This is a genomic window from Minwuia sp. IMCC3060, from assembly GCF_029909435.1.
Taxonomy (GTDB): Bacteria; Pseudomonadota; Alphaproteobacteria; order Minwuiales; family Minwuiaceae; genus Minwuia.
In genome coordinates this window covers 804,857-822,244 of record NZ_CP123782.1, presented here as the reverse complement: position 1 = coordinate 822,244, position 17,388 = coordinate 804,857, and the positions used below count along the sequence as shown (strand labels likewise).

Here is a 17,388-nt window from a genome sequence, read left to right as displayed (position 1 = left end):
GATCGCGCCAATCGACCGGGCCGTATAGCCCGACACCGCATCAATCGCTGGACAGGCGCGCAGTTTTCTTCCGGGGAGGAGCAACATGACCGATAGACAGGCCCGCTGGCTGATCAGCACGGCAGAACTCGCCGACAGCATGGATGACCCCGACCTGCGCATCTTCGACTGCTCGACGCGGCTGGCGCCTGATCCTGAATCCACCTATCGCGTCGAGCCCTGCATCGCGGAATGGCAGGCCGCGCACATTCCGGGTGCCGCGTTCATCGACATCCAGGCCGACCTCTCCCGGCCCGATCCGAACCTGCGTTTCACCCTGCCCACGGCAGAGGGTTTTGCCGACGGTGCCGGTCGTATCGGCATCGGCGATGACACCCGTGTCGTGCTCTACAGCCGGTTCCATCCCATGTGGGCGACCCGTGTCTGGTGGATGCTGCGGACCTTCGGCTTCGACAATGCGGCGGTTCTGGATGGCGGCATCGACAAGTGGGAGGCGGAAGGACGCCCGACGGAAAGCGGCAGCGTCCGGCATCCGCCCGCGACCTTCACGCCCCGTCCCCGTCCGGAGCTGATCGCCGACCAGGCAAGGGTCAGCGCGGCGCTGGCGGAGGCGGGCACCACGGTACTCAACGCCCTGGGGCGGGACCAGCATTCCGGCACCGGAGGCACGCACTACGGACGTCCTGGCAGGATCGCGGGCAGCGTCAACCTGCCCGCGCGGGAGATGCTGGACCCGGTGACGAAGGCGTTCCTGCCCCTGCCGCAGTTGCAGAAGATGCTGGACGATGTGGGCGCGGATGGCTCCGGCCCCGTCGTCACCTATTGCGGTGGCGGCATCGCCGCAACGACACCGGCCTTCGTCATGGCCCTGCTGGGCCGCGATGACGTGGCGCTGTACGACAACTCCCTGACCGAATGGTGCGTGAACCCCGAGCTGCCCATGGAGACCGATAGCTGATGATTTCTCGCAAGATCCGCCTGTTCACCCTGCTTCTTGCTGGTTGCCTGCTCAGCGGCGGCGTACAGGCTGCGGAGGAGCCCTCCATGATCCAGGAGATCGATCAGAGCGTGGTGAAGGAGGTTTCGGATCTGGTGGTGGCAAACATCCAGGTAGGCGATTGCGGCGGCACCCCCTGCGAACCGGCCAATGCCATCGAGAAGATCGACGGCATGCTGCCGCGGGACATGACGGAACAGGTCATTTCCAGCGGTGCCGGTTCTGCCTTCGCGGAGTTCTGTGACCTGGACTGGGGCAACCAGTCATACCTGCCCCTGATGGAACGGGAGCGGAACAGCGGGTGCTGGTCGGAACGTCAGATCTCGGCAATTTCGGTGACCCATGGCATTGCCATGGGGCTCTATCGCAACACCCTGAAGACCGAAATCGGGCAATGCACCGCCGCCGTCAGATCCGCTGTGGAACAGTACCTGCTGTCCCTGCGCAATTTCACCAAACGTGGTGACTGTCCGCGCTGGTAGGACGACAGGTGGCCGGGCACACTGCTGCCGGAACAGGAGGTTGCCTGACCGAATGAACTGCCCATCTGCCTGCCGGACCGTGATTCAGCTTCCAGCTATCCATGGGCAACCGGCTTCGCCGCCAGCGACTTCCAGAGTCGCGGTGACAGGCTGATGGTGACGATCCCGATGGAGAGAAAACACCAGATTGCCGGCATCTCGTTTGGATTGTCGGTGAGCAAGCTCGCCAGGACCGGCCCGAAGAGCGCGTGAAAGAGCACAAACCGCCACGCGCCATACAGAAGTGGAGCCAGGAACGCCGCCACTACATAGGTCGGAAACGCACCCGGCAGACTGATATCGAATCCCGACATGTTCACGATGCCATTGAACGGCGCCGCCCATGCGATATGCCATTCGCCGAGCATCGTGCACATCGTTTCTCCGCACAGGGACATTCCCACCCGGCATGAGCCTGCCCACGCAAAGGGATAGAGTTGCAGCAACATGAAGGAAGCGGAGAACGCACAGGCCCCGTAGGCCAGAATCCGCGCCAGGGGACGAATCCGCGACCGGCTCAGTTCCATTGCGAATGCGTTGATGAAGAATGGCTGGAAAATGATGTGCAGCAGCGAGAAGAAGGTAATGACCTGATTGGCCGGGGCGGAACAATTGCCCGCCACGAGGTAACCGGCTGCCTGCAGCCCTTCCATGGCCGTGAAATAGGCGATGGTCAGCGGTATGGCACTGGCGCGCTTCTGCCTGATCGTGATGACCGTCGCGGCGGCGCCGGCACCTGTCATGGCCAGCGAGACTGATAATCCCCAACACATTGCCGATACTAGCATTTCGCTCGGCAGCAGGGGGATATATCTCTGGTCGGGGCCGAATCAACTCAGGTCGTGTTCGCCACTTGCAAGCGGGAGCACTGGATTGCTCCACTGCCTGACCGCATTCCGGACGGCTCCAGTCGCTTGCCGGAGTGGTTCAGATGTTGATCGTGCGCTTGTGGACCGCCAGTGCCGCTTCCTTGACCGCCTCGTTCAGGGTCGGATGGGCGTGACACATCTCCGCGATCTCATGTGCAGTGCCGCCAAGTTCCATCGCCGCCAGTGCCTCGTGAATCATGGTTCCGGCATCGGGGCCGATGATGTGAACCCCCAGCACGCGATCGGTTTCCTTGTCGGCGATCATCTTCACCAGACCGTCTTTCTCCCCCACCGTGCGGGCACGGGAATTGGCCGAGAAGGGGAACTTGCCGACGGCGTACTTCACGCCCGCTTCCTTGAGTTGCTCCTCGGTCCGACCGATGGAGGCAACTTCGGGCCAGGTGTAGACGACGCCGGGCACGGTTTCGTAGTTCACATGCCCCGGCTCTCCAGCGAGGTAGTCCGCGACAACCACGCCCTCATGCTCCGCCTTGTGCGCAAGCATCGGGCCGGGAATGACATCGCCGATGGCAAAGATGCCGGGCGCGGAGGTCTGGAAGTGCTCATCAACGGTGATGAAGCCACGATCCGTCTCGACACCGACATTCTCGAGGCCCAGTCCCTCCGTGTAGGGGCGGCGGCCGACGGAGACCAGCACCACCTCGGCATCCAGCGTCTGGGCATCGCCGCCCTTGGCCGGTTCCACTGTCAGGTTGACCTTGGTCTTCAGCGCCTTGGCCTCGGTCACCTTGGTGCCCATCATGAACTTGATGCCCTGCTTTTCCAGGATCACCTTCATGCGCTTGGAAATCTCGCCGTCCATGCCGGGGGTGATACGGTCCAGGAACTCGACCACGGTCACCTCGGCACCAAGACGCCGCCAGACCGAACCCAGCTCCAGACCGATATAACCGCCGCCAATGACGATCATCGACTTCGGCACCTTCGACAGTTCCAGCGCGCCGGTGGAGGAAATGATGCGCTTCTCGTCGATCTCCACATTCGGGATCGTGGCCACTTCCGAGCCGGTGGCGATCAGGATCGTGTCCGTGGACAGGGTCTGCTTCTTCTTGCGGCCACCGGGACTGACCTCGACCGTTTCATTGTCGATGATCCGGCCGGTACCGATGATGTAGTCGACCTTGTTCTTCTTGAAGAGCCCCTCGATCCCGTCGGTCAGGTCGGTGACGACCTTGTCCTTGCGGCCCAGCATGGTCTTCAGATCCAGCTTCACGCCGCTGGTCTGAATGCCGTGGACATCATAGTGATCGCGCGCTTCCTCGAAGAGATGGGAGCTTTGCAGCATTGCCTTGGAGGGGATGCAGCCGACGTTCAGGCAGGTGCCCCCAAGCCGCCCGCGCATCTCGACACAGGCAACGGACAGCCCGTTCTGGGCGGCGCGGATGGCCGCGACGTAACCACCGGGACCGCCACCGATGATGACCAGATCGTAACGCTTCTCTTCAGACATGCTCTTCGCCTATCAGGATCGGTGTGCGTGCTGTTTCTCTCTCGGCCGGACCTCAGAGGTCCAGGATCATGCGCCGGGGATCTTCCAGGCATTCCTTGACCCGGACCAGGAAGGTCACCGCCTCCCGCCCGTCGATGATGCGGTGATCATAGGACAGCGCCAGGTACATCATCGGGCGCAGCTTGATCTCCCCGTTCACTTCCATGGGACGCTGCTGGATCTTGTGCATCCCCAGGATGCCCGACTGCGGCGGGTTCAGGATCGGCGTCGACATAAGGGAGCCATAGACACCGCCGTTGGAGATGGTGAAGGTGCCGCCCTGCAGGTCGTTCAGGCCCAGCTTGCCGTCGCGGGCCTTCAGGCCCAGACCGGCGATGGTGGACTCCAGCCCGGCGATGGAGAGCTGGTCCGCATCGCGCACCACCGGCACCACCAGACCGTTCGGCGTGCCGACCGCGACACCGATGTGATAGTAGTTCTTGTAGATCACGTCATCGCCGTCGATCTCCGCATTCACGGCGGGCAGATCCTTCAGACCGGCGATGCAGGCCTTCACGAAGAAGGACATGAAGCCCAGACGCGCGCCGTGCTTCTTCTCGAAGGCGTCCTTGTGTTCCGACCGCAGCGCCATGACTTCCGTCATGTCCACCTCGTTGAAGGTGGTCAGCATGGCGGCGTTGTTCTGCGCTTCCTTCAGGCGACCGGCGATGGTGCGGCGCAGACGCGTCATCCGCACCCGTTCCTCCCGATCTTCCTCCGGGCGCGGTCCGGACGACCCGGGAGCGGAAACCGCCATGGCGGGGGCGGCGGTCTGCCGTTCCGCCTGCTTCGCCCGACCCTCCGCAATGGCGCGGGCGACGTCGGCGCGGGTCACGCGACCATCCTTGCCGGTGCCTTCGATGCCGGCCAGGCTGACGCCCTTGGCTTCGGCCAGTTCCTTCGCCGAATCCATGGCCACGACCTTGCGGTCGGGTGCGGGTGCGGCCTTCGGCTTCTCAGCCGGTGCCGCCTTGGCCGGAGCCGGTGCGGCTTCGGCCTTCGCCGGAGCCGGATCAGCCTTCGGTGTGGCAGCCGCCTTGCCTTCCGCACCTTCATCGATGGTGCCCAGTACGGCACCGACGCCAACCGTCGCGCCCTCTTCAGCCAGGATCTCGGCCAGGGCACCAGCGGTGGTCGCATTGACCTCCAGCGTTACCTTGTCGGTCTCCAGTTCGCACAGCGGATCATCCACGGCAACCGCGTCGCCGGGCTGCTTGAACCACTGGCCGACAGTCGCTTCGGAGATCGACTCGCCCATGGTCGGGACTTTGATTTCAACGGTCATCAGGCGCTCCCTCGCGCAGGTGCAATCAGTAATTCTCGCGGTTCATGGCGTCGGCCGGGGTTCCCGTCAACGCCTTGCGGCACAGTATGTCCTGCTCCTTCACATGGGTCTTGTTCAGGCCCGTCGCAGGTGAGGCCGACGGCGGACGGCCAATGTAGCTCGGACGCGACACGTTCTTCATGTCCGCCAGCCGGAAGCATTCCTCCAGCCAGTTCTGGACAAAGAACCATGCCCCCATGTTCTTCGGCTCTTCCTGGCACCAGATGACCTTCTCCACATCCCGGAAGCCCTTCAGCTCCTCGACCAGTGGTTCGGTCGGATAGGGATAGAGCTGTTCGACCCGCATCACCTGCACGTCCTTGACACCCAGTTCCTCCCGCTTCTCCACCAGGTCGTAGTAGACCTTGCCGGAGCAGAGGATGAGTTTCCTGGTGTCCTTGCGCGAACAGGGCGGATTGTCCTCGTAGAGGACCCGGTGGAACGACGATCCGGTCGCCATGTCGTCGATGGTCGAGACACAGGCCTTGTGGCGCAGCAGCGACTTCGGCGTCATCAGGATCAGCGGCTTGCGGAAGTCGCGATGGATCTGGCGGCGCAGGATGTGGAAGTAGTTCGCGGGCGTGGTGACATTCGCCACCTGCAGGTTGTCCTCCGCACAGAGCTGCAGATAACGCTCCAGACGCGCGGAACTGTGCTCCGGCCCCTGCCCCTCAAGCCCGTGCGGCAACAGCATGACCAGCCCGCTCATCCGCAGCCATTTCAGCTCGGCCGTGGACAGGAACTGGTCGACGATGACCTGCGCACCATTCGCGAAGTCACCGAACTGCGCCTCCCACAGCACCAGCGCATTCGGCTCGGCCAGGCTGAAGCCGTACTCGAATCCCAGAACCGCCATTTCCGACAGCATGGAATCGACGACCTCGTACGGGGCCTGATCCTCGGCGATGTTGTTCAGCGGCAGATACCGGTCTTCCGTCTGCTGATCCACCAGCACGGAATGCCGCTGGCTGAAGGTGCCGCGCCCGGAATCCTGCCCGGAGAGGCGTACCGGCACCTTTTCCATCAGCAGGGTGGCGAAGGCCAGCGCCTCCGCCGTGGCCCAGTCGAAGCCCTCCCCGGTCTCGAACATCTTCGCCTTGGCCTGCATCAGGCGCTTCACGGTCCGATGGGCGTTGAAACCCTCCGGAATCCGGGTCAGGCCCTTGCCAATCTCGGTCAGCACCTCCTTCGGTACCGCCGTGGCACCGCGACGATCCCCCAACGGGGCGATGCGCAATCCCTGCCAGCGGCCTTCCAGCCAGTCGGCCTTGTTGGGCTTGTAGGACGTCGCGGCCTCGAATTCCTCTTCCAGGAACTTGCGGAAGTCGGTCACCATCGCGTCGCCGTCGCCGGCCTTGAGCGTGCCTTCCTCTTCCAGCTTCTTTGCATAGATCTGGCGCGTGGTCGGATGGGACGAGATCTTGCGGTACATGATTGGCTGCGTGAACGACGGCTCGTCACCCTCGTTGTGGCCGTGCCGGCGATAGCAGAACATGTCCAGCACCACATCGACCCCGAATTCCTGACGGAATTCCGTGATCACCTTGGCGGCGTGCACCACGGCCTCCGGATCATCGCCGTTCACGTGAAAGATCGGCGCAGCCACCATCTTGCCCACATCGGACGGGTAAGGCGACGAACGCGAATATTTCGGCGCGGTCGTGAAGCCGATCTGATTGTTGACGATGATGTGCAGCGTGCCGCCGACGCGATAGCCCTTCAGACCCGACAGGCCGAGGCATTCGGCAACCACACCCTGGCCGGCGAAGGCCGCATCGCCATGCATCAGGACCGGCATGACCTGACGCCAGCTGTCGAAGCCTATCTGGCGGATCTTTGCCCGCGCTTTGCCGATGACGACCGGATCGACCGCCTCCAGATGCGACGGGTTGGCGGTCAGGGACAGATGCACCTTGTTGCCGTCGAACTCCCGGTCGGAAGAGGTGCCGAGGTGATACTTCACATCACCCGACCCCTGCACGTCCGACGGGTTGGCCGCATTGCCCTGGAATTCGGAGATCACGGCGCGGAACGGCTTGCCCATGACACTGGTCAGCACGTTCAGGCGACCGCGATGCGGCATGCCGAGAATGATTTCCTTCACCCCGAGCTGGCCGCCGCGCTTGATGATCGCTTCCATCGCCGGGATCAGCGCCTCGCCACCATCCAGCCCGAAGCGCTTGGTACCGGTATACTTGACGTTCAGGAAGCTCTCGAAGCCCTCTGCTTCCGTCACCTTGTTGAGGATCGCCTTGCGACCCATCATCGTGAAGGTGACGTCCTTGTCCGGTCCCTCGATCCGCTGCTGGATCCAGGACTTCTGCTCCGGACTCTGGATGTGCATGTATTCGACCGCGATGGTGCCGCAATAGACCTTGCGGACCACGTCGATGATTTCCCGCATCGTCGCGGTTTCCATGCCCAGCACATTGTCCAGGAAGATCGGGCGGTCCATGTCCGCCTCGGCGAAGCCATAGGTCTTCGGGTCAAGTTCCGGATGGACGGTCGGCGGATCGAGCTGCAGCGGGTCGAGGTTGGCGATCAGGTGACCGCGCACCCGATAGGCACGAATGAGCATCAGGGCCCGGAGACTGTCGAGCGTCGCCGCCCGCGCCTCCGAATGCCCCAACTGCTCCGATCGCTGCGCCGCCTTGACCGCGGGACCGATCAGCTCATAGGGGTCATCGACCCCCATCTCCTCGGTCGTGCGGCCCCAGCTCGGGCCCTGAGCCTCTCGCTCAACGGTCGCGATGTCGTCGCCGACCTCGCTGAAGAACTGCGCCCAGCTTTCATCGACCGAAGTCGGGTCCTCCAGATATTTCTGGTAGAGCCCTTCGATGAAGGCCGTGTTGGCACCGTTGAGAAAGCCTGCTCCGAGTTCTTGAACGCCCATCTGTTGTTGGCGCGGGGCTTTCCCCCGCGTCCCTTTCCTGACATTTGCCTCCGGGTGCGGGTGGTCTGGCGATATTCTGCCCGACCCCTATCCTTTCAGCAGCTCCACCAGCGTGGTGCCCAGCGCGGCGGGCGAATCCGCCACCGCGATTCCGGCTGACCGCATGGCCTCCATCTTGTCCTCGGCACCGCCCTTGCCACCGGCGATGATGGCACCGGCATGGCCCATGCGCCGACCCGGAGGGGCCGTGACACCGGCGATGAAGCCCACAACGGGTTTCTTTACCTTAGACGCCTTAAGGAATTCTGCAGCCTCTTCTTCCGCGCTGCCACCGATCTCGCCGATCATGATGATCGACTCGGTCTCGTCATCCTTCAGGAACAGGTCCAGGCAGTCGATGAAGTTGGTGCCGTTGACCGGATCACCACCGATACCGATGCAGGTCGTCTGCCCAAGGCCCGTCGCCGTGGTCTGGGCCACCGCCTCGTACGTCAGCGTGCCGGAGCGGGAAACGATGCCGACCGAGCCACGCTTGTGGATATGGCCGGGCATGATGCCGATCTTGCACTCGTCCGGCGTGATGATGCCGGGGCAGTTCGGGCCGATCAGGCGGCTGCCGGAGGTCTTCAGCGCCTGCTTCACCTTCACCATGTCGAGCACCGGAATGCCCTCGGTGATGCAGACGATCAGCGGCAGTTCGGCCGCAATCGCCTCCATGATCGCGTCGGCCGCGAACGGCGGCGGAACATAGATCACCGATGCATTGGCACCCGTGCGGTCGACTGCGTCGGCCACGGTGTCGAACACCGGCAGGCCCAGATGCTCGGAGCCGCCCTTGCCGGGGCTGGTGCCGCCGACCATCTTGGTCCCGTAGGCAATCGCCTGTTCGGAATGGAATGTCCCCTGCTTGCCGGTAAAGCCCTGGCAGATGACCTTGGTGTCAGAATTGACGAGAGTGGACATCAGGCAGCCTCCTTCACCGCAGTGACGATCTTCTCGGCCGCATCGGCCAGGTTGTCGGCAGCAATGATGGTCAGCCCCGACTCGGCCATGATCTTCTTGCCCAGGTCCACGTTGGTGCCCTCCAGCCGCACGACCAGCGGCTTGTCGAGCGCAACCTCGCGGGCCGCGGCAACAACACCTTCGGCAATGACATCACAGCGCATGATGCCACCGAAGATATTGACCAGGATGCCCTGCACGTTGGGATCGGACAGGATGATCTTGAAGGCTTCCGTGACCTTTTCCCGCGTCGCGCCACCGCCGACATCCAGGAAGTTGGCAGGCTCGGAGCCATAGAGCTTGATGATGTCCATGGTCGCCATGGCCAGGCCCGCACCATTCACCATGCAGCCGATGGAACCGTCCAGCTTGACGTAGTTGAGGTCGTATTCGGAGGCCTTGACCTCCATCGGATCCTCTTCCTCCACGTCGCGCAGTTCAGCCACGTCCTTGTGGCGGTAAAGCGCGTTGTCGTCGAAGTTCATCTTGGCGTCGAGGGCGATGACCTCCCCCGCGCCGGTCACGACCAGCGGATTGATCTCCACCAGGCTGGCATCCAGCTCGATGAACGCGTTGTAGAGCGCGGTGATGAACCTGGACGCCGACTTCACCTGATCGCCCTCGAGGCCCAGGAAATAGGCGATGCGGCGGCAGTGATGTCCCTGGATACCCGTCGCCGGATCGACCGGGCAACGCAGGATCTTCTCCGGGTTGGTCTCGGCGATCTCCTCAATCTCCATGCCGCCCTCGGCGGAGGCGATGAAGGTCACGGCGCTCGTCGCGCGGTCCAGCAGCACGGAGAGGTAGAGCTCACGCGCGATGTCGCAGCCATCCTCGATATAGAGGCGCTTGACCTCCTTGCCCGCTTCACCGGTCTGCTTGGTCACCAGCACGTGGCCCAGCATTTCCTCGGCATTGGTGCGGACATCGTCAACGGACGTGGAGACGCGCACGCCCCCCTTGCCGTCCGGCTTGCCCTGGAACCGACCGGCACCGCGACCGCCAGCATGGATCTGGGACTTCACGACCCATACGGGACCGCCCAGCTCATTGGCGGCCTTGACCGCCTCCTCGACCGTGAACGCGGGCGCGCCCTTCGGTGTGGCAACGCCGTACTTACGCAGCAGCGCCTTTGCCTGATATTCGTGAATGTTCATGATGTTCCGGATAATCGTTGGAAACCAGGGACGGGCCGACACAAGGCCTTCCCCCACATGATCCTGGACGGCCCCGACCGGACGCGGTCAACCTAACCGCCGCCCCCGCAGGGCGCAACCGCCCAGCACCAACCTTGCGGCGGTGCCGGGCAATACACACAGGACCGGCGATCAGGCCAGGGCGGGATTGATGCCCTTGCAGGCGTCGATCAGGCCGCGCACGGCATCGACGGACTTGTCGAAGCCGGCCTTTTCGTCGGCATTCAGTTCGATCTCCATGATCCGCTCCACGCCGCCGGCGCCGATCAGCACCGGAACGCCGACATACATGTCGTCCACGCCGAACTCGCCGGACAGGTAGGCGGCGCAGGGCAGGACACGCTTCTCGTCACCCAGATAGGCCTCAGCCATCTGGATCGCGGCGGTGGCCGGGGCATAGAAGGCGGAGCCGGTCTTCAGCAGGCCGACGATCTCCGCGCCGCCATCGCGGGTGCGCTGGACGATCTGGTCAAGCTTCTCCTGCGTGATCCAGCCCATCTTCACCAGGTCCGGCATCGGCACACCGGCGACCGTGGTGTAGCGGGTGGACGGCACCATGGTGTCGCCATGGCCGCCAAGCACGAAGGCCGTCACGTCCTCGACCGAGACGCTCATCGCCTCCGACAGGAAGAAGCGGAACCGCGCCGAATCGAGCACGCCCGCCATGCCGACGACCTTGTTTGTCGGCAGGCCGCAGATCTTCTGCAGCACCCAGACCATCGCATCCAGCGGGTTGGTGATGCAGATGACGAAGGCGTCGGGGGCGTGGGTCTTGATGCCCTCACCCACCGCCTGCATGACCTTGATGTTGATGCCCAGCAGGTCGTCGCGGCTCATGCCCGGCTTCCGCGCCACACCGGCGGTCACGATGATGACGTCGGCGCCGGCGATGTCGGCATAGTCCTGGGTGCCGGAGAGGCCGACGTTGAAGCCGTCGACCGGTGCCGATTCGGCGAGGTCCAGCGTCTTGCCCTGCGGCAGACCCTCGACAATGTCGAAGACCACAACATCACCAAGCTGCTTCAGCGCAGCCAGATGCGCCAGCGTCCCACCGATGTTGCCACCACCAATCAGTGCGATTTTCCTGCGTGCCATATTGCCGATTCCTTTCAGGCTGAGCGAAGACGCCGCTCCGGACACCGGAGCAGCGGAAATAACAAGCGGACCGGCAGCCCCGATTTCGCAGATGCGAAAGTCTCACCAACCGATCTCCCGTGCCTCCATACCAGACGACGCCGGGTATGGAAAAGCCATCTGAGAGGGTCCCGGCCATCCCTTCGCACTTGCGAAGCCGACAGGGCACAGGGATATTCGACATGATTCGTTTGATTCGCGATTCGCTGAGGCGCCGCGACACGAAGGGAAATGCCGATATGGCTGCACGACAGCACCGCCCCGAACGCCGCACCGGCCAACGACGGACGCGCACGCTCACTGCCGGTCTGTTGCTGCTGTCCCTGCCCATGATGGGCGGCTGCGCCGCCCCCTTCGCCGCGGGTGTCGGCATCAGCGAATTCATCTCCATCGCGTCGCTGACCGGGACCGTGGCCTTCAACAAGGGGGCAACCGACCTGGCACTGGACATCGTGACCGGCGATGACTGCCGCGTGATGGAGGGCATGGTCCGCGAAGACCGCAATATCTGTGAATCCGTCGGTTCCGAGGCCACCGAGAAGGATTTCAAGGGCGTTGTCGGCGAGGTGCAGGACGGCGACCTGGTGGTGGTTGGCCATCGGCGCATCGAGCTGCATGATGGCACCGAGGCGACCATCGCGGTCTACGGCACCCGCCCCGACGCCGAGATTGCCCGCGAACTATAGGCTTATCGCCATCGGGCACTGCGTATATCCTCCGGCCAACAACAAGCTGGAAGGGAACGCGCCTTGAATCTGCATGCACTGCTGCTGGAAGCACAAGAACTCGGCGAACCCGTGCGCGTTGGCCTGATCGGGGCCGGCAAGTTCGGCTCGATGTTTCTGGCGCAGGCGCGCCGCACCCCCGGCATCCATGTCGTCGGCATAGCCGACCTGTCGGAGGGCCGGGCGCGGCAGTCCTGCCGTGACACGGGCTGGCCCGACGAACAGCTTGCCGCACGCACGCCGGGCGATGCGATCTCCAGCGGGATGACCTGGTGCGGGCAGGATGCCATGGCGCTGATCACGCAGGACGGCATGAACGTCATCATCGATGCCACGGGGCACCCGGCGGCAGGTATCCGCCATGCCCGCGCAGCCTTCGCGCACGGCCTGCATGTCATCATGGTGAATGTGGAGGCTGACGTGCTGGCCGGGCCCCTGCTGGCGGAGGAGGCAAACCGTGCCGGGGTGGTCTATTCCATGGCCTATGGCGACCAGCCCGCGCTGATCGCCGAACAGGTGGACTGGGCACGCGCCATCGGACTGGACGTGGTCTGTGCGGGCAAGGGCACGAAATACCGTCCCATCTACCACCGCTCCACCCCCGACACCGTCTGGTCCCATTATGGGCTGTCACCGGAGCGGGCCGCGGCATCGGGCATGAACCCGCAGATGTTCAATTCCTTTCTGGATGGGACCAAGTCCGCGATCGAGATGGCTGCCGTCTCGAACGCCTGCCGCCTGACGCCGGAGCGCAAGGGCCTGGCCTTTCCGCCCGCATCGGTGGACGAACTGTCGACCCTGCTCCGGCCCCGCGCGGTCGGCGGGCTGCTGGACACGGACGGCACGGTGGAAGTCGTTTCCTGCGAGACGCACGAGGGCCAGCCGGTGCCCAACGACCTGCGCTGGGGGGTCTATGTCACCTTCCGCGCGCCGGATGAATATGTCCGCAACTGCTTCTCCGACTACGGCCTGGTGACGGATCCGTCCGGCGACTATGCGGCGCTCTGGCGGCCCTATCACCTCATCGGCCTGGAACTGGGGGTCTCGGTCGCATCCGCCGCCCTGCGGGGGGAGGCCACCGGATCCGCGAACGGCTTCCGCGGCGACGTCGTCGCCACCGCGAAACGCGCGCTGAAGGCCGGTGAGACACTGGATGGCGAGGGTGGCTTCACGGTCTACGGCAAGCTGCGCCGTGCCGATGATTCACTGATGGACGGCTGCCTGCCCCTGGGTCTTGCCCATGGCGTCAGGCTGCGCCACGACATGGCTGAGGATGCGGTCCTGACCTATGACGACGTGGAGATCGACGAGAGTGACCCGACCGTCGCCTATCGCCGCGAGATGGAGAACGTGTTCCGCACCCGCAACAGCGCGGACTGACACCGCAAGCGGCCTCAGCCTTCCCCTTCGCCCCAGGCACTGAAGAAGTCGCGCCAGTCGGGACGGCGGGGCGCCTTGAAGTCGCGCTTCGGCTGGCCGAGGTAGACGAAGCCCAGCAGTTTCTCCTGCGCGCCGATCTTCAGGGCCGCCTGCACATGGGCGTCGTATGTCGGTGCACCGGTCAGCCAGATGCCGCCATAGCCCATGGCCTGGGCCGCCAGGATCATGTTGTAGCCCGCCATGCCCGCAGTCAGGATCTGCTCCATCTCCGGGGCCTTGGGATGATCCGGCGTGATGCAGGCAATGACCGCCACCAGCGTCTGCGACCGCAACGGCTTCTGGCGGTCCTTCTCGACCACGCCGGGTTCCGCATCAGGCATGCGCTGCTTCACGGCCTCGGCAAAGACATCGCCAAGCGCCTCCCGCGCCGCGCCCTGGATGGTGACGAAACGATAGGGCCGCAGCAGTCCGTGATCCGGTGCGGTGACGGTTGTCGCGAAGATCTGCGCCAGCACCGCATCATCCAGCGGTGTTCCCTCATGCAGGCGCGGCGGTACGGAGGCCCGGTTGGTGATCAGATCAAGCGCGTCCATGGTTCAACTCCTGCAGTGGATACCTGACACGTAGATCAGGATGCGGAAATGACAAACCGGCCAGCACCCGTCTCCGTGCGCAGGGTCAGTCCGGATGCCCGGGCCAGCAAGCCCGCGTGAAACGCCTCGATGATCCGCGCATCCTCCACCGTGGCAGCAGCCCGTTCGCCGGACAGCGCTGTCAGCACTTCATCGGGCAGCTCGGCGCGCTCGTGTTCGGCGACGACACGCAGTTCGTCATCGGACAGCACCACGGAAAGCACACCGCCCCGCACCATGCCGAAAGCCGCCGTCATGATCATGTTCAGCAGCAGGCGCACACGGTTCTTCGCCGGGTCCGGACCGTCACTTTCCGGCCAGTCGATCTTCAGCCGGTGATCGGCGTAGAAGTCGAGCGTGGTCGCCCGCGCCTCCGATACCGCAAGCGGCACCGCGTCACCACCGGAGGCCCCGAACACGAGGCGCAGGAACTTCAGTCGGATGGCGGCATTGCCAGCGGACATCTTCAGCAGGTCCAGCGCGTCGACCGCCATGGCCGGATCATCCTCCAGCTCGATCAGTTCGATGCCGTTGGAGAGCGCACCAATCGGGCCGACGAGGTCATGGCAGAGACGTGAGCAAAGCAGCGAGGAGAAATTGAGATCAGTCATGTCGGCAATCAGGCCTTCATCCGATAGGCGTCCGTCGCGCGGATCAGTTCATCGACGATGCCAGGCTCCGACCCCGCGTGACCCGCGTCCGGAACCACCCGGAAGTCCGCCTCCGGCCAGGCCTTGTGCAGGGCCCAGGCGGTCATCATCGGGGTGACGACATCATAGCGGCCCTGCGCGATGGTACAGGGCAGGTGCCGGATCCGGTCCACATTGTCGATCAGCCAGCCGTCATGGTCGAAGAAGCCCTCGTTGACGAAGTAGTGGCACTCGATACGGGCAAAGGCGAGGGCGAAGTCCGCGTCCGCAAAGTCACTGACCCGGCCCGGATCGGCATGGAGACTGAGTGTCCCGCCTTCCCACATGCTCCACGCCCGCGCCGCGGCCAGTTGCACGTCCCGGTCATCGGAAGTCAGACGCCGGTAATAGGCGGCGATCATGTCCCCGCGTTCATCTTCCGGGATGGTCGCCACATAGTCTTCCCAGGCATCGGGATAGATCGCGCCGGCACCATCCTGATAGAACCAGCGCAATTCCGACTTTCGCAGGGTGAAGATGCCCCGCAGGACAAGTTCGCTGACCCGGTCGGGATGGCTTTCCGCATAGGCCAGCCCCAGCGCACTGCCCCATGAACCACCGAAGATCTGCCAGCGGTCGATGTTCAGATGCTCCCGCAGCCGCTCCATGTCCGCGACCAGGTCCCAGGTCGTATTCTCCTGCAGATCCGCGTGCGGGCAGCTCATGCCGCAGCCACGCTGGTCAAACAGGATGATGCGATAGGCTTCCGGGTCGAAGAAGCGGCGGTCATCGGGCTTCTTGCCGCCACCCGGGCCGCCATGAACGACCACCACGGGCTTGCCCTGCGGATTTCCGCATTGCTCGTAGTGGATCGTGTGGCGGTCGGAAACCGCAAGGAACCCGAGATCGTAGGGATCGATCCGGGGGTAGAGAGTGCGGCGGCTCAGGGTATCGGGCATATCATCCTCTGGATAACTGCATTCATGGCGCGCTCCCGATGCGTCCCGGCCCGGGAACACGCCGGGGGTACCATCGCCACCCCGGCATTTCCACACTTTTCAGGTGGCCCGCTCCGGGGCCGCAGCATCGGCAACGCAATGGTTGAGAAATCGTTGACGGTTTGTGATGCCTGTCATTCCAGGAACGCGAACAGGCAGGCATGCTTCAGACTGATTACTGGCCTGGCAATTGCGTTGACGCGTTCAAAGAGGCATCAACGCCCCCACTGAGGAAACTTGCCTAGGCATGTCGACCCTGCGCATACGACGTTTTCTGATCGCAGTCACATTCTGTGTCACTTTTTGTGGCGCGGCAATGTCAGCGCTCGGGCCCTTCGCTGTTGAACCCGTTGCCCCCGCCGCGGAGCAGGACCAGTCCCTTGCACTGGTGGAGGCCAGGTCCCACTGCATCCAGTCTCTGGCCAGCGCTGTCGAGGCGCAGACAGAATTGACGGCGTCGGAGGCCCGCGAGGTCGCGGGAGAACGGTGCGAGCTGATGTTCATGAGTGATCCGATCAGCAAACTGACGGACAATTCCGAAAAGACCTGATCCGGCCACCGGAAGCCCCGGTCGGCAGAAGCCCCCGACGCTGGTCTGCGCCGGGGGAACTTCACATCAGACTGCGGCGTGATGCAGCCGGTTCTGAACCAGGTGGGCATTCTTCCGCGGAGCCGTCAGCTTGGCAGCGGCAAGCACCCCGAGGTCCACCAGCGGTTCCAGCAGGATGACCGTCATGTAGGCGGCACCGAAGGTACCGACGGCTGCCAGGCTCTCCGCACCGAAGCCGTTGCCATAGAACGCCCAGAAGGCGACCCAGGCGACGATCCCGCCCTGATAGGCGGTCGAGAGTGCCAGCGCCTGCCAGTACCTGACCTCGACATAGGGTGTATGGGGCGGAATGATCTTCCTTGCCAGCAGGCTCAGACCCCAGAGCGGCACCAGCAGTGTGGTGACGTTCATGCCGTATTGCGGCAGATCGAACGGCGCAAGCAACAGGCCCTGCAACAGCAGTCCGAGCGAAAGACCGATTGCCGCCGGTCCCGCACCAAAGATCAGGAACAGCGTGGAGCCAAGGATCAGGTGAACCTCCGACACGCCCACCGGATAGTGCGGCAGCAACTCGAAGAAGCAGAAGACCAGCGCCGTGGTCGCCAGACTGCGCGTTGCCAGCGCGGTGACTCCGCCATCGTGGCGAATGGTATCCAGAGCCATCTTGCCGAGCAGCCCAACGGAAGCTGCGGCTGTGCCATAGCTGAGGATTATCCTGGCGCCATCAACGACGCCTGGTTCGATATGCATGTAGCCTCCTTCGCGCACCCACCGTGCGACTTTCAATTGACGTGCGCTGAACGCACGGACGGTGATGGCAGGTCTCCTGGCTCGCGGGTCTTGGCTTCACCCCCCTTCCCAGCCCCCTTCGGGGCCAGTGGATCATCGGGTGTCGCTTGCCGCTCACAGTTGCGGGGGCAGCCATGGATTCGGTCCCTCTGGGGTCGTCCTCACCATGTTCCCATTCAATCCGCCGCACGTCTGCTTGGCGGAACCATCACCTCGGAGGATGCAGGATCAGCCTGCAC

At 63.8% G+C, this 17,388-nt stretch carries 16 protein-coding genes and 1 riboswitch; of the genes, 5 read left to right on the top strand and 11 right to left on the bottom strand.

Translation table 11 applies throughout. From position 1 onward, the window contains the following. Positions 1-85 precede the first annotated feature (85 nt). Together QGV54_RS03790 and QGV54_RS03785 are read left to right on the top strand one after the other, a co-directional pair. On the top strand, positions 86-958 hold the full coding sequence (locus QGV54_RS03790; RefSeq protein WP_281018186.1) for a sulfurtransferase: 873 nt from the start codon (positions 86-88) through the stop codon (positions 956-958). Further along, positions 958-1,479, top strand: coding sequence for a hypothetical protein (locus QGV54_RS03785; protein ID WP_281018187.1), 522 nt, complete (start codon positions 958-960; stop codon positions 1,477-1,479). The genes QGV54_RS03790 and QGV54_RS03785 overlap by 1 nt, the downstream gene beginning before the upstream one ends. A 95-nt stretch (positions 1,480-1,574) precedes the next feature. On the opposite strand, the gene QGV54_RS03780 is transcribed toward QGV54_RS03785, so the two are convergent. The 7 genes from QGV54_RS03780 to mdh form a co-directional block, all read right to left on the bottom strand. After that, a complete protein-coding gene (locus QGV54_RS03780; RefSeq protein WP_281018188.1) occupies positions 1,575-2,261 on the bottom strand; it encodes a DUF5765 domain-containing protein in 687 nt (228 codons plus the stop codon). A gap of 184 nt (positions 2,262-2,445) precedes the next feature. Then, on the bottom strand, positions 2,446-3,858 hold the full coding sequence (lpdA, locus tag QGV54_RS03775) for a dihydrolipoyl dehydrogenase (protein WP_281018189.1): 1,413 nt from the start codon (positions 3,856-3,858) through the stop codon (positions 2,446-2,448). 52 nt (positions 3,859-3,910) lie between these two features. Further along, positions 3,911-5,182, bottom strand: a complete 1,272-nt coding sequence (gene odhB, locus QGV54_RS03770; RefSeq protein ID WP_281018190.1) for a 2-oxoglutarate dehydrogenase complex dihydrolipoyllysine-residue succinyltransferase — start codon at positions 5,180-5,182, stop codon at positions 3,911-3,913. A 25-nt stretch (positions 5,183-5,207) separates the two neighbouring features. Continuing rightward, positions 5,208-8,114 (bottom strand): 2-oxoglutarate dehydrogenase E1 component, encoded by a 2,907-nt coding sequence (locus QGV54_RS03765; protein WP_281018191.1) that lies wholly within the window; start codon positions 8,112-8,114, stop codon positions 5,208-5,210. An 87-nt stretch (positions 8,115-8,201) separates the two neighbouring features. Beyond that, entirely contained in the window at positions 8,202-9,077 is an 876-nt protein-coding gene (gene sucD / locus QGV54_RS03760; protein ID WP_281018192.1) for a succinate--CoA ligase subunit alpha, read from the bottom strand. Further along, positions 9,077-10,273, bottom strand: coding sequence for an ADP-forming succinate--CoA ligase subunit beta (gene sucC, locus QGV54_RS03755; RefSeq protein WP_281018193.1), 1,197 nt, complete (start codon positions 10,271-10,273; stop codon positions 9,077-9,079). Before sucC ends, sucD begins: the two co-directional genes overlap by 1 nt. A gap of 171 nt (positions 10,274-10,444) precedes the next feature. Continuing rightward, a complete protein-coding gene (gene mdh, locus QGV54_RS03750) occupies positions 10,445-11,407 on the bottom strand; it encodes a malate dehydrogenase (RefSeq protein WP_281018194.1) in 963 nt (320 codons plus the stop codon). A gap of 278 nt (positions 11,408-11,685) precedes the next feature. Between mdh and QGV54_RS03745 the strand changes: the two genes are divergently transcribed. Further along, positions 11,686-12,132: a hypothetical protein gene (locus tag QGV54_RS03745; protein ID WP_281018195.1), complete on the top strand. Its 447-nt coding sequence runs from the start codon at positions 11,686-11,688 to the stop codon at positions 12,130-12,132. Between the two features lie 63 nt (positions 12,133-12,195). Then, positions 12,196-13,551 (top strand): SAF domain-containing protein, encoded by a 1,356-nt coding sequence (locus QGV54_RS03740; RefSeq protein ID WP_281018196.1) that lies wholly within the window; start codon positions 12,196-12,198, stop codon positions 13,549-13,551. 14 nt (positions 13,552-13,565) lie between these two features. On the opposite strand, the gene QGV54_RS03735 is transcribed toward QGV54_RS03740, so the two are convergent. The 3 genes from QGV54_RS03735 to pip are packed head-to-tail and all read right to left on the bottom strand — an operon-like array spanning position 13,566 to position 15,771. Next, entirely contained in the window at positions 13,566-14,144 is a 579-nt protein-coding gene (locus QGV54_RS03735; protein ID WP_281018197.1) for a nitroreductase, read from the bottom strand. Between the two features lie 35 nt (positions 14,145-14,179). Further along, positions 14,180-14,794 (bottom strand): histidine phosphotransferase family protein, encoded by a 615-nt coding sequence (locus QGV54_RS03730; protein WP_281018198.1) that lies wholly within the window; start codon positions 14,792-14,794, stop codon positions 14,180-14,182. Positions 14,795-14,802: 8 nt separating this feature from the next. After that, entirely contained in the window at positions 14,803-15,771 is a 969-nt protein-coding gene (pip, locus tag QGV54_RS03725) for a prolyl aminopeptidase (RefSeq protein WP_281018199.1), read from the bottom strand. Positions 15,772-16,057: 286 nt separating this feature from the next. Between pip and QGV54_RS03720 the strand changes: the two genes are divergently transcribed. Continuing rightward, a complete protein-coding gene (locus QGV54_RS03720) occupies positions 16,058-16,360 on the top strand; it encodes a hypothetical protein (protein WP_281018200.1) in 303 nt (100 codons plus the stop codon). 66 nt (positions 16,361-16,426) lie between these two features. Here the strand turns inward: QGV54_RS03720 and QGV54_RS03715 are convergent, their stop codons facing one another. Beyond that, complete coding sequence (locus tag QGV54_RS03715; protein ID WP_281018201.1) at positions 16,427-17,110, bottom strand: energy-coupling factor ABC transporter permease; 684 nt, start codon at positions 17,108-17,110, stop codon at positions 16,427-16,429. Positions 17,111-17,158: 48 nt separating this feature from the next. After that, positions 17,159-17,374: riboswitch (cobalamin riboswitch) on the bottom strand. Positions 17,375-17,388 lie beyond the last annotated feature (14 nt).